This is a genomic window from Paenibacillus eucommiae (assembly GCF_017874215.1).
Lineage (GTDB): Bacteria > Bacillota > Bacilli > Paenibacillales > NBRC-103111 > Paenibacillus_AI > Paenibacillus_AI eucommiae.
Genome location: NZ_JAGGLB010000008.1, coordinates 1 through 14127, shown reverse-complemented (window position 1 = coordinate 14127; position 14127 = coordinate 1). Strand labels below are relative to the sequence as shown.

Here is a 14127-nt window from a genome sequence, read left to right as displayed (position 1 = left end):
CCTCTACTTTTGCGTCCAGTCCGAAGTTGGTAATTGTTACAACCCTTGATGATGAGATTCACAGATTTTTCAGTTCTTTTCGCTTGTACCTGTTGTAATGGAGTAATTTTTCCGCTTTCAAACGGATTACGTAACCATCCTACAACGTCCACCAGGTCCTTAATTGCTCTTTCTGACTCTCTACAAGAAAAGTGAAATACTGTTTTAACGCATAACAGTGCAGCCGATCAGTGGCCGGCTGCCTTCATGTTTCATTCAACTATCGTGTCCCGTTAGCTCAATAGTTTTCTATAAAATCATTATTGGATTACATTATTATTTTCATCAAATAAAGTTAATTCAGCTTGGAAAGTTTCTTTTAAACCACTTGGTAGTTTCTCGTACTTCACGAACATTTCGTCCTTAGAAACATCTGTTGTAAAACCAAATTCTTCATGTGTTAGTTTGACTGACAAATGGTCCATTTTTAAATTGGGATTTTTACCAATTAATATTCCATACACACCTTTATTTGTTTCTATTTTTTCATAGGATACTACATTAGTGCCATAACCTGATCGTTCAATCTTGAGCTTACCGTTCAATCCTTTAATCAATTGCGAATACCCAATATTATTATTTTCCAACTGAAATAAAGCGATATAGGAATTTGAATTATCTAATCGCACAACATCTACAACATTAGGTATAATTTCTTCTTTACTTCTTCTATTTAACCAGTCTTTCAAATTAGATTGTATGGATACATTATCGTTATTAACATGGTACTGATTAAAATAATACAATGAACATCCAATACAAAGCACTATAAGAAATACGGCATAATACATTATCTTTTTGGTTTTAGACAATCAAAACACCCCCATAAATTAAGACGCTGTATAGTTAGTATAAGTTTCTCCTTTATTTTCAACTATACTGCCCGTTAGCTTAATAAAAACAAGGAGCAACTGCCGCGGCAAACTGCTCCTTGTATCGTTGAACTAACGTGTCCCGTTAGCGTAATGAATCTGCTATTCCAATCAGCATATCCGCTGTGACTTGGTTTTCTATTCGACTATCCACTGACAGACGATACTGCCATCCGTTTTTTTCGAAAACTAAGATGTTAAATCCTCCCCTTGACTTTGGGGTTTTAGTTGAAAAATACAGTGCATCACTACCGTCATTCAGTTTGTACTTTTTCTTACCTCTCTTCGATTTCTCAAAGTCAATTCTCTGCTCAATAGGTCTTACATCAATATTATAGTGGTTCTTGCCCTGCGCTTCATGGAGGTATTCTATTTGAAGTTCATCGTTATAATTTCCCTTGTCATTTACACATCTACCTAAGTGATAAGTAAATTGTATAGGCGGTAATTTAATCGGCAATTGAAGTTCTCGTTGATTAACTGTTTCACATTCCTTTAATGCTTCTCCAACTGATTTATACCCGATTTCGAGATAAGGCTTTTCAAAAGGAGGAACATCAGGTGTTGCATTAGCTTGAGAAGTTAAAAATATTGTGCAATAGAACACATTTATGAATATTGCTTTTATTTTAATCATGATTTCACCTCAATGGTTAAGTTGTCCATAACTAAGAGGTATTAATCATTGTTACTTCACTAATCTCGTTAGCGCAATGAGGCTGCCGATCCATGCCGGCAGCCTTGTTCTGGTTACTTATTGTGCTATAGTTACCCGTTAGCTTAATAGATTTCCATATTTTTCAGCCTGTAATCATTAAAATCCAATTTCTAGTTAGTTTGTTGATTTAAAAATATTCTGATAAAATGCCCTCTAAAACTTGCTTATAATCGTTTTTATTATAAGAAGAGTTATCAGCTTTTATCTTGGTTATGTTTAAGCCGTTAAAAATTTCTTCTTCTAGTTCCTTTCTTGCTTTAAGAACCTGCAGCGTTCCTTCTAAACCATTGTAATTTTGTTTTTTTCCATACCCTTGGTTCGTGTAATATTCAATAAATCCCTCTGACCATTCCTGAGGTCTTTCCTTTACAGCCTTTCTGAAAGAATGATCAAAATCGTTCTGATCTACGTAAATCAACAATGGATTCAGTCGCTCCACAATTGTTGCCAGTTCAATAACGTAACTTATAACGTCTTCCTTCTTCGCACCATGTTTAATCATCCCCATGGTTACAGGGTTTTGTATAAAACAACAATCAAAAACAAAGATGTCTGCGCCATTCAAAACACGATCCGCAAAATTCTTCCATCGTTCTGTTATCAGTTTCCTGTTTTGATCTAGCGACAATTCATAAATATCATGTTTGAAAACTGCCTGAAGCAATTCATCTGGAAAACTTGACCCGTATTCATATTTTATTTTCCGATATTCTAGGAAGTAATCGTTACCTTGTTTAATCATGAGATTACTCAACAACTCTTTAAACTTTTCATGGGTACTCAATAATTCATCCCATTCATTTTTCTTAAAGAAAGCGACTCCATCATAATCAGCAGGATGTTCCAGATTTCCTTCTAAAAACAACTGAGATGTAATGTTCATTTCCGTAAGAATTTCATGAACGAGTTGAGCAGTTGTTGTTTTCCCGGATCCTGGAAATCCCTCAATCAAGACTAACTTCGATCTCATAATAAAGTTCCTCCATTCGCTAGTAGGAGGATAAGCAGATAGGAATCAATAGAGATACGGTTTTCCACGAATAAAAGCGGATACCATCAGGTAACCGCAGCATGGGTTTATGATACACCTTTCCCTGCATACCCTGTAAGATTAAAGAAAAGCATACCTAATAAAATAGTGTAGTCACTATTACAGGCATCCTTTCAAATTGTTAATCTTTACAGAGTAATCCACATGATAAGGTTTATGCTCCTTTGTTTGCATCTCTATTGTTTAGATTAACATTAAGCATAGATAAATACAATCAGGGACTTTCTAAACAAACCTGCCCGTTAGCTTAATAAAAAACAAGGAGCAACTGCCGCGGCAAACGGCTCCTTGTATCGTTCAACTAACGTTCCCAGATAGTTTAATTAGTCAGAGCGTAATGAACTAATTCTTCATAAACGCCAGATTTTAAAATTTGTTTAGGGAAGTTATCTTCAGATTTCATCCCTATTTTTTTCATTACGGTGTATGATGCTGGATTTTTCACCATTGCAGCAGCAAATATACGTTCTAAGTTCAGGTCTGTAAAGCCAAACTTACATACTGATTGGGCAGCCTCTGTGGCATATCCTTGTCCCCAATAAGGATGACCTACCCAATATGCTAACTCAGCCTGATTTTCGCTTTTGGCGACACGTAAACTTACGCAACCAATAAGCACCTCATCTTCCTTCCTTATCATTGCGAAAGAGTATATATCTCCATTATTGAATGCATTTCGAATACGTTCTATCCATGCTTCGGCTGCTCCATCAGGATATGGATGAGGAATAGAGAGCGTTGTCCGAGCAACTTCTTCATTTCCAGCTAATAATTGTACTGTTTTTGCATCCGAGGGTTCAAACAATCTAAGAATTAACCGGCTCGTTTCCAATCTTGGACCCATACTTTACCTCCTAATAATAAAAACATATATTAGAAATATTCTCTATGTAATTAAAACTATCCTGCCCGTTAGCTTAATAAAAACAAGGAGCAACTGCCGCGGCAAACTGCTCCTTGTATCGTTCACCTAACGTACCCGTTAGGTGAATGCCTGATCCACTTCCCCGAAATTCCTCGGGCAGACCGAGGACCCCCAGGACCGCAGCGTGGATACAGTGTTAGGCGAAGTACTTGTCTTCTATGAAATACCAGCAAGTAGTTTATTTCATTAAATAGTTTTTTTCAACAGCATCACTGACAATGCTTTCAATGTACTCCCATAATCTATTTGACCCAAGCTCTATTTTTTTATTTCGTTTAAGTACCATTTCACTTGTTACATTTAATTTTTGCCATTGTAGTCCTTGAGTTCGATAGTTATGTAATATTGGCATGAAACAATCAAGTGCTTGTGCAAACTTTGCTTCAGAGCTAGCTCCTTCTTCAAATTCATTCCATAACTCCAGAAATTCCTTATACTGTCCATCTGGAAGTAACCCAAATATTCTTTTTGCAGCTTTCTTCTCTTTAATAGCCTTTTCACTAAGGTTTATATTACCGTATGCAAAAACATCTCCAGCATCAATCTCAACAATATCATGAATTATGACCATTTTAATTACTTTCAACATATCGATAGCTTGATCGTTTGAGTATTCACATAAAGTCATAGCCGCTAGACTCATATGCCAAGTATGTTCAGCATCATTTTCCTTCCTTGATTTATCCATAAGGATTGTATTTCGAAATATTTGTTTCATCTTATCTACTTCAACAAGAAAATTAATTTGATCGTTTAATTTCCGCATCATATTCGAAACACTCCAATTATTTTAGGATTATTGGATTTATTGGTATATCAGGCCTTAATGATTGTTGCAAGTATTTCGCCTAACAAGGTGATGCGAATTCACAAAACCAAATATACTTTAAGTATTCGTGAATTGCTTAAGCTATCCTGCCCGTTAGCACAACAAAGCTGCCGATCAGTGCCAGCCAGCAGCCTTATTCCAATATTTTGTTTCGATATCGTATCCGTTAACGGAATAATCCCCCTCTAAATTCCAGTAACTTTTCGGGCTACAAAGTCATGTATTAGTTTCCCAAGAGTAGTGGGGTTGTCAAGCCAAGGGTAATGTCCAGATTGGGAGATTAATCTAAACTCGCTATTCTTTAAGTTACTCGCAAGTTCCTTCACGTATTTATATGGTCGAGGGTCTACTTCACCATGAACTAAAAGCACAGGAGCAGTAATTGAGGAAATGACTTCATTTCTAAACTCATCATTTTCTAGGTACTCATTGCAGTCAACCTTTTGATTGACTTCATTGTTTACAAATTGACCATCTACTCGTGGAAGCATAGAAAAATTATTTTTGTTAAATAAATCTGCCCTCAAACTGAGTTCACGTATTCGGTTTCGGGTGTGTTCTCTTTCTATACCGCTCATTTGGTTCACGATTGAACGCAATTGAGTATACTCTTCTCTTTCATCAAAGCTCATATTTTCAAGTCGATTAATACGATAATCGATATGCCATGCGGGGTTTATTCCAGTTCCCGATATATAAATTAATGCTTTAACCTGACAATTATATCTGACAGTATAAGCTAGACCCAATGATGCCCCCCAAGAATGTCCGCACACAACCCATTTGTCTATACCTAAATGAAGCCTTAAATGTTCTAAATCATCAATAAAGGTTTCAACATCATAGGGTCCTTTTTTCTCAGACCTCCAACTCCCTCGCTGCTCATACCGTATAACTTTGTAACGATTATCTAACATATCGGCGATTGGCTCTAAATAGTCATATGCCCCTGGTCCTCCGTGTAAGAGCACCATAGGAATACCCTGCCCTTGAGTTATATGCCAGAGTGATACACCATTTATTTTTGAAACTATTCCATCCATTTAATTCCTCCCGATTTACGGTTATTATTACATATATTTCTCTCAGGATATTCAAAATCCTTTGAGTTATTCTGCCCGTTAGCGTAATAAAACAAGGAGCAACTGCCGCGGAAACTGCTCCTTGTATCGTTCAACTAACGTGTCCCGTTAGTTCAATGATCTGATTAGAACAACTTGGCAAGTTTGATATCTTCAAAAGGTACGTTTTTTTTAATATCAAATACCCGCACGAATGTTACATCGAAGTTTAGAAAAGGAGATAATGCTTCTCTCGCAGCCAATTTCATTTCAATAATTTCTGCTTCATTCATGCCCCATTTTGTTTGACCCAAAGTCAAATGTGGAATGAAGTGATCCAACTCTATATGCCTTTCAATAAGTTCGGGCGGTGGGGAAACCGCATCTACCAAGTTCTTGTGTAGATTATATACCTCTTTCGATTCAACGCTAAGGAATGTAACCGCTGTTCCGAATGTTGCTGGTTCAGACAAAGTTAACTGGAAAATTGGAAATGAAGAACAAGTTTCTCTTACTTTTTCAAACCAATTCATATCCTCCGTAAGTCCACTTTGGGCTTTAACAGTTATATGAGGCTCCACAAGATCCCTAAAGCAGTTATTAGCCCATCGATTTCGAAATGTCTTAGCCCATTTAGTACGAAATAGCAAAATTTGTTCTTTATATTCTTCGGGTGGAACGATTCCTATGAAAAAATGCATTTTTACACCCCATAATAAATAATATGTAAGAATTCTTCAAGTATTTTCCAAATCCTGCTTTAGTGTTAAACTGCCCGTTAGCGTAATAAAAACAAGAAGCAACTGCCGCGGCAACTGCTCCTTGTATTGTTCAACTATTGTGTCCCGTTAGCTTAACCAATCATTGTAATAAATGGCTAGTTCCAGACTGTTAAAGTTTAATTCGAGTTGGAGTAACTACATAGTCTACTCCTTGATTATCTCTCCATAATTTTTCTACTTCTGATGGTCCAATATTGATTCCCAGAAATGATGGGTCCAAGAATATTTCTTGTTTATTTAGAAGAATTATTTTCAATGCATCACATGTTATTTCGCTATTATTATCTACTTGCAAGTTAAAAAACTCGATTTCAGCGACTTTATTATCTATTAATGGATTATTAAATATGATATTACTGATTCTTGATTTTGCTGGGATAACATCTTCCAGATCAATTTCTAATTGGACTGACACTGTTTTAGAAATTGATAATTTCGAATATTGATCAACTGACTCTATCTTTATAAGTTGACCATCAAATTCGAAAAATAAGTAACTCATTAGAGCCGTAAATTCAGTGACTCCAATATCATCTGTATCTACGAAACCAGTTAAATAAATTTCATCTATAAAATTTTTCTCTATTATATCGAGAATTTCTTTCAAGACATAACCTCCACATGGAAACGCTCTTTATGATCTAATTGTACACTCATGTCACACCAAAATACCATAAGAGTTGATTACGCAAATCTGCCCGTTAGCTTATAACTCACATCGATTCTAAGTTTAATGTAGTTCGACTTGGTATCATACCATCCCCTCTATTGTTTGCATCCATAGATCGGAATTCTATCTTGAAATCAGTCGCACCAGTTAATCCCTCAAGTGTTTTTATTATGAGTGAGGAATATCGATGGTATAACCATTCTGATGTGAAGTTGTTCGGGCTATAGATAAGGAACACTCCATCTACATACTCTGCATTCGTATTTCTCAACCATGTATTGAAACTAGGAAGGGAAATTTGATTTCCAATTTCCTCCAGATCTTTAATCCATACACTTGGTTGGCCCGAAGATTCAATAGAATGTTCAACTTCTTCACCAAGAAAGTCATCATCTGTAATTCTCTCACTCAGAAGAAGCTCTTCAACGGATTTATTGAAAATCTGTCCCAACCTTAGTAACACTTCAATATCCGGCAAACATTCCCCTTGTTCCCACTTAGAAACAGCTTGATGACTGACCCCCAATAATGTGGAAAGCTCCACCTGCGTCAACTCTAATCTTTTCCGTAAATCCAATATGTTTTTTCCAATTTTTTTATTATCGAGCAATGGGATTTCACCTCCAACGTTAAGTACACACCAATAGTATCACAAAAGAAATAGAACCTAAATCGAGTGTAAGTTGAATGGAATGGTGTATCCATTGCAACCCTAAGTTGCAAAATAATAGCCATGTAATCTCACATAGACCCTAGAGTATTACACTAAACTGCCCTTTAGCTTAATAAAAACAAGGAGAAGCTGCCGCGGCAAACTGCTCCTTGTTTCGTTCAACTAACGTTACCCGTTAGCTCAAATTTGACGCGGTTTTAGAGTTTGAAAAACTTCAGGTATTGAGAAATAAGTTTTAGACTGATTCCCAATAGTTCAAACGGCGGCAGCCATGAACGAGAAAATAAAGTTATAGACTGCCGCTGACTTGTTGAACTAACGTTCCTCGTTACTTCAACGAATAGAAGAAGTCCTATTACTGAACGATTGTACATATTTGTTTAGATCTTCTCGAAATACTTCAGAATACTTTCCAGCGGTATATTGATTTTTCATGCGCCAGTACCGAAGCAGCACTCGTGCAGAAACGGTAAGGCGCATTGATGGCGCCAATAAAGCGAGAGATTGCGCCGAGTCGTTTGCTGTGCGATGGTGATTCGCAGATCGGAGTTATCTTGCCCCCGGTTGCATATAAGCACCTTCATGAAATACAGGAACAATCTGACTAATGTTAAGTTCACTTGCAATAACAACATCTTCAGGAAATCCTTTTTCTATTAACTCACGACCAGATGAACATTCTTTTAAAATATTTTGTATATCGCCCTCTGCGTGTTTAAAGGCACTAACAGCTAACTTAGCTTCTGGTGAGAGACACGACTGATTAAAACGACTTAGTATTGCCCCAGCTGCTATTAAGTCTTCAATGGCAGGACGTAACATACCACCTTTCCATTGTTCACCACAGGCAATTACACTTACTACTTCACCAGGAAAATGCTCGTTTATATATTCTGAAACAGCGAATGCATTGCGTAGACAGCCAGCAATTGTGGTTGCATTTGACTCTTTTGCTATAACTGTACACGTTGAACCGTTCGGTGAAGGTAATACAATCCGAGTTTGTGGTGTCAAAGAAAACAAAGTGTTTGGAGATAAAGAGGGTGTTTGACCGCGCTTACCTGCTAGCGTTGCTGTGACCGATTCAGCAAAAGCTACTGCTGATTCATCCTTATAAATATATGGAAACACTAAAGATTCTCTGGAGACCGCTACCTCTACACAAGTTGTAAATGATAGTACATCTATGATGACTATAACTTGTGATAATGGTGCCAATCGCCGAACTCCTTCAGCTCCCCATTCAAACCTGACTTGGTACTCAACCTGATTAAAAACATCATCGATAATAGTAACCACCACCCCATTGGTTTTCGAAACAATGTAAAACAATTCCACAGATAAGTGAGTAATCCTGCGTATGAGGTTCATTGAAAGCCTTGATGGCAGGCATTAAGGTTTTCTCTTTTCCTTCAACTTTGGACTAGATCCGCTAGTGTAGTGCGCTAAGCCCTCCACCTGGGACAACTTCTCTTAAAGTTATACACAGTTCTTTTTTGACAGAGCAACGACACTACATCCCGCCAAAAATGTTTTGCTGGCTCATTTATTTTCATCTGGACCACTTTCCAATTCCCTTGGTATAAATTAAACGCCTGAACAGCCGCTAGTCTCCCTAAACCCCTTCTCCTATATTTATTGAGGACTAGAAAATCATATATGACATGTGTTGGATCGGGATCCGTATCGTAATTCTCAAAAAGTATAATTAAAAACCCAATGATTTGTTCCTTATTACATATCAAATAAGGGTTCCATCTAGGGTCTTCCCAATAGTGTTCCAAGTCTATATCAAAACGTCCATCTAAGCCCAAATCTTCCTCGGTATACTGACTAAAATCATAACGATAATATTGATATAGGTTGTAGAGGATTTCTTTTTGTTCAACTTTAACAGGCATAAGTTTAACTTCCATGATATATCTCCCACCTCTAAATCAGACTAACACACCCCTTACGAAATGTTATGGGAAAAACCATTATAACCAAACTATCCTGCCCGTTAGCTTAATGGCGCTATAACCATACTTCGGGAATCAGGTATACATTCTTAATCTCATTTGGCAATCGGACCATATTCTTGACATGGAGAATTGACAAGAATATGATCCGATAAATTTAAATGCAAGGGAATCAGGCTTCCAGCAAGCGTTATTACGTTAATAACACTTTAGGATTGACCGAATAAAATATATACAAAACTGTGCTTGCCCCTTATGGGGCTGAGGGGGATATCTTGATGTGGGTAACCGTACACACGCATCTCGGTGTTGATATTCAAGTACGTGATGGTCCGGATATTGATGATGACTGCGTTGGGTACCGAATCAATAAGAAACGATTCAAGGACCAGAGGTTCGAAACTATTGCAGACGCCATTGAAGCAATCGAGACTGCTTAATGATTTTAAAATATAAAGTGGCCCTCACGGCCCAGGTGAGGGCTCTTTTAGTTTTAATTAAAAAAATACTTTCTAGATCGAATACTTAGCGCAAAGTGGGGATCTTATCAATTGAATATATTTTAAAGGAGGAAAACATTTAGTGGGAATACTTAGTGGTAATCCAAAGGACGAGCCTATGCATTATGGCGAAATATTTAATGTGTGGAGTTATTCGGTGGCAGTGAAAAGTGCTGTTTCTTGTTATCAGTCTTATCTCAACCATGCCGGTGATAAGGATTTAAAGAATTTGGTTGAAGACATGATCAAAGAGGCGAAACAAGAAGAGAAAGAGTGCGACACACTGCTTAAAGATAATGGTGTTATTCCAGCACCAGCGCTCCCCGATAAGCCGAAAGCAAAATTAGAAGACATTCCTGTTGGAGCTAGATTCAGTGATCCGGAGATCGCGGCGGCCATATCCGCGGATAATTCAATCGGACTTGTGACTTGCAGCCAAGTGATGGGTTCTTCCGTGCGTGAAGATATCGGTGCCCTCTTTGCAAAATATCATGTAGCAAAAACCGCAATGGGCCTCCGTTTATTAAGAATGAATAAGGAAAAAGGCTGGCTTATCCCGCCCCCTCTTCAAATCAAAACACCGGAATTAGTGAAAGCTTAACATAATAAAAATGGAGGCCATTAAATGAAAAAAACTATTTCACTTTTTGTAACAATCATCTTGGCTGTTATCCTTTCGGTACCGGCTTTTGCGCATCAAAATCAAAAAATGGATATGGAACACCCGACTTCATATTCAGGAGTGCAAAGCGTCAGCTCAACGAACATAAATGGGGCAACAGCTGCAGGTAGTAACAATACTAATAATAATTACAGGGCTAACGCAACTGATAATGATGGAAATGATTGGGGTTGGCTTGGACTTCTGGGACTAATTGGATTGGCTGGACTGCGAAGCCGAAATAAGGAAAGAACTTAAAACAACTGTATCACCACATAAAGCAGCACATGGACCTAAGCATGTAAAGGTTCCATGTGCTGTTTTGGTTTCATCATCCCGTTATCAAAATTCTACAAAGGGGCCTATTAGATCGCCGTCACTACTTCAAAAAACCATTCAAAACTAATTTCCATAAAATGGTTTGTAGTCTATTGAAAATGGGATGCAAGTCCAATCTATAATAAGAGACAATTCATAAGATAGAGCATACTAAATCGGAGGTGTTCATTTATGAGTTGTCCAAAGAAGAAAGTAGTGAAGGTGACTTGTCCTTCACCAAAAGTTTGTGTGAAAGCTCCACAAGGTCTTCGTGGGCTTAGAGGACCTCAGGGCCCAAGAGGTTCCCGGGGCAGAAGAGGTAGAGAAGGCGATGCGGGTCCTGGTGCGATAATTCCTTATGCATCTGGACTTCCAGTTACATTGACTACCCTAGCGACTGGGTTAGTTGGAACTACGGGTCTCATAGGATTTGGAAATTCAGCTACTAATATTGCTCTTGCAGGTGGAGTGATAGATCTTACAGGTGCTGGTGGCACGCTTCTTAATATGGCATTTTCAGTACCCCGTGATGGAACGATAACTTCTATTTCTGGATTTTTTAGCGCAACAGTGGCACTGGCTATTGTAACAACCACTATAACCATCACAGCTCAATTATTCACTGAAACCACAACCAACATCTTTAGTCCAATTCCAGGTGCTAGTGTAACATTATCTCCACCTATCCCGGGCCCAATTGCAATTGGCGCCAGCAGCAGGGGGACAAATTCTGGGTTGGATATTTCTGTATCCGAAGGAGATCGTTTATTAATGGTATTTTCAGCAACAGCTGCAGGAACTACGCTTTTGAATACCGTTGTAGGTTATGCAAGTGCAGGTGTTAATATCAAATAGTATACTAATTAATAATGATTTTCTTGATAACAATACAACGTTTGATATTTTCAAATTAATCAAAGCTGTTGCTGTTTAGATAAAAAAAGAGCCCTGGAGATACTATTGTTCTTTTGTCGGCAATCGGTCTATAATCTTGGTATTTGTCGGCAATCGGAACATATTCTTGACAAGGAGGAATGACAAGAATATGTTCCGATAAATTAAAAAAGCCACCATTTAGGTGGATATTAATCGGACTATGTTCTTGTCACTCGACATTCTTATATGTCGGAGGACAAGAACTTGTACCGTTAAAAGACAAGAACTTGTACTTATTCCCTCTTAGGATAACGAAAAAAGCTGATCTTCAACAATAAAACACGAAAAATGTGATTTAACGGATCCTTAGGCAGATATATTCTTGTCATCTGATTTACGTACTTGTAGTCCCGTCAGAATGTAGGCACTTTTGTGTCATTAGACAAGAAAATCTGAAAGTCTGGTCTGTTCCTCATCAAAGAAAAAGGAACTGTAATCACAGTTCCTTAACATACTAAAGCTACATTTCATTTATATAAAAAATCTAATATATCTAGTGAAGGGATTCGCTAACAATTATTTGTTACAATATCTGACGACTATCTTTAAGTAGAACATCGTGTGCACTACCCTCAACAATACTTGTAGAAGAAACTAAGGTTAACTTAGCGTTTTTTTGTAGTTCAGGAATTGTCAGGTAACCACAATTACACATTGTTGAACGTACTTTGCTTAAAGAAAGCCCAACATTATCTTCTAAACTTCCTGCATATGGTACAAACGAATCAACTCCTTCTTCAAAAGAAAGTTTTTCGTCACCGCCTAAATCATATCTCTGCCAATTTTTTGCCCTTGTACTTCCTTCTCCCCAATACTCCTTCATATAATTACCGTTTATATTCACTTTTTTAGTGGGGCTTTCATCAAATCGGGCAAAATATCTTCCTAACATTAGAAAATCTGCTCCCATAGCTAGTGCCAATGTAATGTGATAATCGTGTACAGTACCTCCATCAGAACAAATTGGTACATAGATTCCTGTCTCATTAAAATATTCATCACGAGCCTTCGCTACCTCAATTAATGCGGTAGCTTGACCTCTTCCTATGCCCTTTTGTTCTCGTGTAATACAAATTGCACCGCCGCCAATTCCTACTTTTACAAAATCGGCACCAGCTTCGGCAAGGAAACGGAAACCTTCTTTATCAACTATATTTCCTGCCCCAATTTTTACGATATCACCATAATTCTTCCGGATGTATTCAAGAACAATCTTTTGCCATTCTGTAAATCCTTCGGAACTGTCAATACAAAGAACATCTACTCCAGCTTGAAGTAATGCTGGAATTCGTTCAGCATAATCTCTAGTATTAATACCTGCACCAACCATATATCTTTTTGATTCATCAATCAACTCATTCTCATTTTCCTTATTAGTATTGTAATCTTTTCGAAATACCATAGAAATCAATCTTTGTTCACCATCAATGATTGGAAGGCAATTTAATTTGTGCTCCCATATAATATTATTCGCTTCTTTTAATGTGGTATCTTTATTACCACAGATTAAGTCTTCGAATGGTGTCATAAAATCTTTAACTTTAGTGTCTAAAGTCATCCGACTAACTCGATAATCTCTGCTAGTTACAATGCCTAATAATTTACCTCTAGAACTTCCATCAATTGTTACTGCTACAGTCGAATGATTAGTCTTCTTCTTTAACATTAACAGTTCGTCTAAAGTATCTTCAGGAGATATATTAGAATCACTAACAACAAAACCAGCTCTATAACTTTTAACACGAGCAACCATTTGTGCCTGACTTTCAATAGATTGTGATCCGTAAATAAAAGAAAGTCCACCTTCTTTTGCTAAAGATATTGCCATTGTATCATCAGAAACAGACTGCATAATTGCTGATGTCATAGGAATATTCAAAGACATAGGAGGTTTATTTCCTTTTTTAAATTTCACTAAGGGTGTTTGTAAACTAACATTTGCCGGTATACACTCTACAGATGAGTAACCTGGTATTAGTAAATACTCACCAAAGGTGCGTGATACTTCATTCATATAAACTGCCATATTATTTCCTCCCTTGTTCTTGAGCTGTTTTTTCCATAAGTTTATATAGACCTTGATACAATCCCATAAGCATTTCATCATCAAAGTCAGTAAATAACTCCTCCA

Annotated in this window: 16 protein-coding genes; 4 read left to right on the top strand and 12 right to left on the bottom strand. The window is 37.4% G+C overall.

What is annotated here, in order from left to right; genetic code table 11:
• Nucleotides 1-299 precede the first annotated feature (299 nt).
• From J2Z66_RS13420 to J2Z66_RS13370, 11 genes are all read right to left on the bottom strand, one after another.
• Nucleotides 300-851: a hypothetical protein gene (locus tag J2Z66_RS13420; protein WP_209971951.1), complete on the bottom strand. Its 552-nt coding sequence runs from the start codon at nt 849-851 to the stop codon at nt 300-302.
• 145 nt (nt 852-996) lie between these two features.
• On the bottom strand, nt 997-1548 hold the full coding sequence (locus J2Z66_RS13415) for a hypothetical protein (RefSeq protein ID WP_209971950.1): 552 nt from the start codon (nt 1546-1548) through the stop codon (nt 997-999).
• Nucleotides 1549-1756: 208 nt separating this feature from the next.
• On the bottom strand, nt 1757-2599 hold the full coding sequence (locus J2Z66_RS13410; RefSeq protein ID WP_209971949.1) for a P-loop NTPase family protein: 843 nt from the start codon (nt 2597-2599) through the stop codon (nt 1757-1759).
• Between the two features lie 400 nt (nt 2600-2999).
• Nucleotides 3000-3524: a GNAT family N-acetyltransferase gene (locus J2Z66_RS13405; protein ID WP_209971948.1), complete on the bottom strand. Its 525-nt coding sequence runs from the start codon at nt 3522-3524 to the stop codon at nt 3000-3002.
• Nucleotides 3525-3783: 259 nt separating this feature from the next.
• Nucleotides 3784-4374 carry an HD domain-containing protein gene (locus J2Z66_RS13400; protein ID WP_209971947.1) on the bottom strand — a complete coding sequence of 197 codons (591 nt, stop codon included), beginning with the start codon at nt 4372-4374 and terminating at the stop codon, nt 3784-3786.
• Nucleotides 4375-4619: 245 nt separating this feature from the next.
• Nucleotides 4620-5477, bottom strand: a complete 858-nt coding sequence (locus J2Z66_RS13395; RefSeq protein ID WP_209971946.1) for an alpha/beta fold hydrolase — start codon at nt 5475-5477, stop codon at nt 4620-4622.
• Nucleotides 5478-5641: 164 nt separating this feature from the next.
• The gene (locus J2Z66_RS13390; RefSeq protein ID WP_209971945.1) at nt 5642-6196 is read right to left on the bottom strand and encodes a 2'-5' RNA ligase family protein; all 555 of its coding nucleotides are present in this window, start codon (nt 6194-6196) and stop codon (nt 5642-5644) included.
• Between the two features lie 190 nt (nt 6197-6386).
• On the bottom strand, nt 6387-6884 hold the full coding sequence (locus J2Z66_RS13385; RefSeq protein ID WP_209971944.1) for a hypothetical protein: 498 nt from the start codon (nt 6882-6884) through the stop codon (nt 6387-6389).
• 106 nt (nt 6885-6990) lie between these two features.
• Entirely contained in the window at nt 6991-7557 is a 567-nt protein-coding gene (locus J2Z66_RS13380; protein WP_209971943.1) for a helix-turn-helix transcriptional regulator, read from the bottom strand.
• Nucleotides 7558-8169: 612 nt separating this feature from the next.
• On the bottom strand, nt 8170-8958 hold the full coding sequence (locus tag J2Z66_RS13375) for a 2-phosphosulfolactate phosphatase (protein ID WP_312894546.1): 789 nt from the start codon (nt 8956-8958) through the stop codon (nt 8170-8172).
• Nucleotides 8959-9065: 107 nt separating this feature from the next.
• Entirely contained in the window at nt 9066-9536 is a 471-nt protein-coding gene (locus tag J2Z66_RS13370) for a GNAT family N-acetyltransferase (protein ID WP_209971941.1), read from the bottom strand.
• 323 nt (nt 9537-9859) lie between these two features.
• Here J2Z66_RS13370 and J2Z66_RS13365 point away from each other — a divergent pair, with 323 nt between their 5' ends.
• The 4 genes from J2Z66_RS13365 to J2Z66_RS13350 all read left to right on the top strand — a co-directional run bounded on the left by J2Z66_RS13365 (nt 9860) and on the right by J2Z66_RS13350 (nt 11915).
• Nucleotides 9860-10021, top strand: a complete 162-nt coding sequence (locus J2Z66_RS13365; protein WP_209971940.1) for a hypothetical protein — start codon at nt 9860-9862, stop codon at nt 10019-10021.
• A gap of 142 nt (nt 10022-10163) precedes the next feature.
• A complete protein-coding gene (locus J2Z66_RS13360; protein ID WP_209971939.1) occupies nt 10164-10682 on the top strand; it encodes a DUF3231 family protein in 519 nt (172 codons plus the stop codon).
• Nucleotides 10683-10706: 24 nt separating this feature from the next.
• Complete coding sequence (locus tag J2Z66_RS13355; protein WP_209971938.1) at nt 10707-11000, top strand: WGxxGxxG family protein; 294 nt, start codon at nt 10707-10709, stop codon at nt 10998-11000.
• A 252-nt stretch (nt 11001-11252) separates the two neighbouring features.
• Entirely contained in the window at nt 11253-11915 is a 663-nt protein-coding gene (locus J2Z66_RS13350) for an exosporium glycoprotein BclB-related protein (RefSeq protein ID WP_209971937.1), read from the top strand.
• A 604-nt stretch (nt 11916-12519) separates the two neighbouring features.
• Here J2Z66_RS13350 and J2Z66_RS13345 read toward each other — a convergent pair.
• On the bottom strand, nt 12520-14022 hold the full coding sequence (locus J2Z66_RS13345; protein WP_209971936.1) for an IMP dehydrogenase: 1503 nt from the start codon (nt 14020-14022) through the stop codon (nt 12520-12522).
• Between the last annotated feature and the right edge of the window lie 105 nt (nt 14023-14127).

What these genes read in the sequence shown, in the direction of transcription:
- J2Z66_RS13395 (WP_209971946.1), bottom strand. Translation starts at nt 5,477, where the DNA reads ATGGATGGAATAGTTTCAAAAATAAATGGTGTATCACTCTGGCATATA.
- J2Z66_RS13350 (WP_209971937.1), top strand. Translation starts at nt 11,253, where the DNA reads ATGAGTTGTCCAAAGAAGAAAGTAGTGAAGGTGACTTGTCCTTCACCA.
- J2Z66_RS13355 (WP_209971938.1), top strand. Translation starts at nt 10,707, where the DNA reads ATGAAAAAAACTATTTCACTTTTTGTAACAATCATCTTGGCTGTTATC.
- J2Z66_RS13400 (WP_209971947.1), bottom strand. Translation starts at nt 4,374, where the DNA reads ATGATGCGGAAATTAAACGATCAAATTAATTTTCTTGTTGAAGTAGAT.
- J2Z66_RS13415 (WP_209971950.1), bottom strand. Translation starts at nt 1,548, where the DNA reads ATGATTAAAATAAAAGCAATATTCATAAATGTGTTCTATTGCACAATA.
- J2Z66_RS13345 (WP_209971936.1), bottom strand. Translation starts at nt 14,022, where the DNA reads ATGGCAGTTTATATGAATGAAGTATCACGCACCTTTGGTGAGTATTTA.
- J2Z66_RS13405 (WP_209971948.1), bottom strand. Translation starts at nt 3,524, where the DNA reads ATGGGTCCAAGATTGGAAACGAGCCGGTTAATTCTTAGATTGTTTGAA.
- J2Z66_RS13365 (WP_209971940.1), top strand. Translation starts at nt 9,860, where the DNA reads ATGTGGGTAACCGTACACACGCATCTCGGTGTTGATATTCAAGTACGT.
- J2Z66_RS13390 (WP_209971945.1), bottom strand. Translation starts at nt 6,196, where the DNA reads ATGCATTTTTTCATAGGAATCGTTCCACCCGAAGAATATAAAGAACAA.
- J2Z66_RS13370 (WP_209971941.1), bottom strand. Translation starts at nt 9,536, where the DNA reads ATGGAAGTTAAACTTATGCCTGTTAAAGTTGAACAAAAAGAAATCCTC.
- J2Z66_RS13410 (WP_209971949.1), bottom strand. Translation starts at nt 2,599, where the DNA reads ATGAGATCGAAGTTAGTCTTGATTGAGGGATTTCCAGGATCCGGGAAA.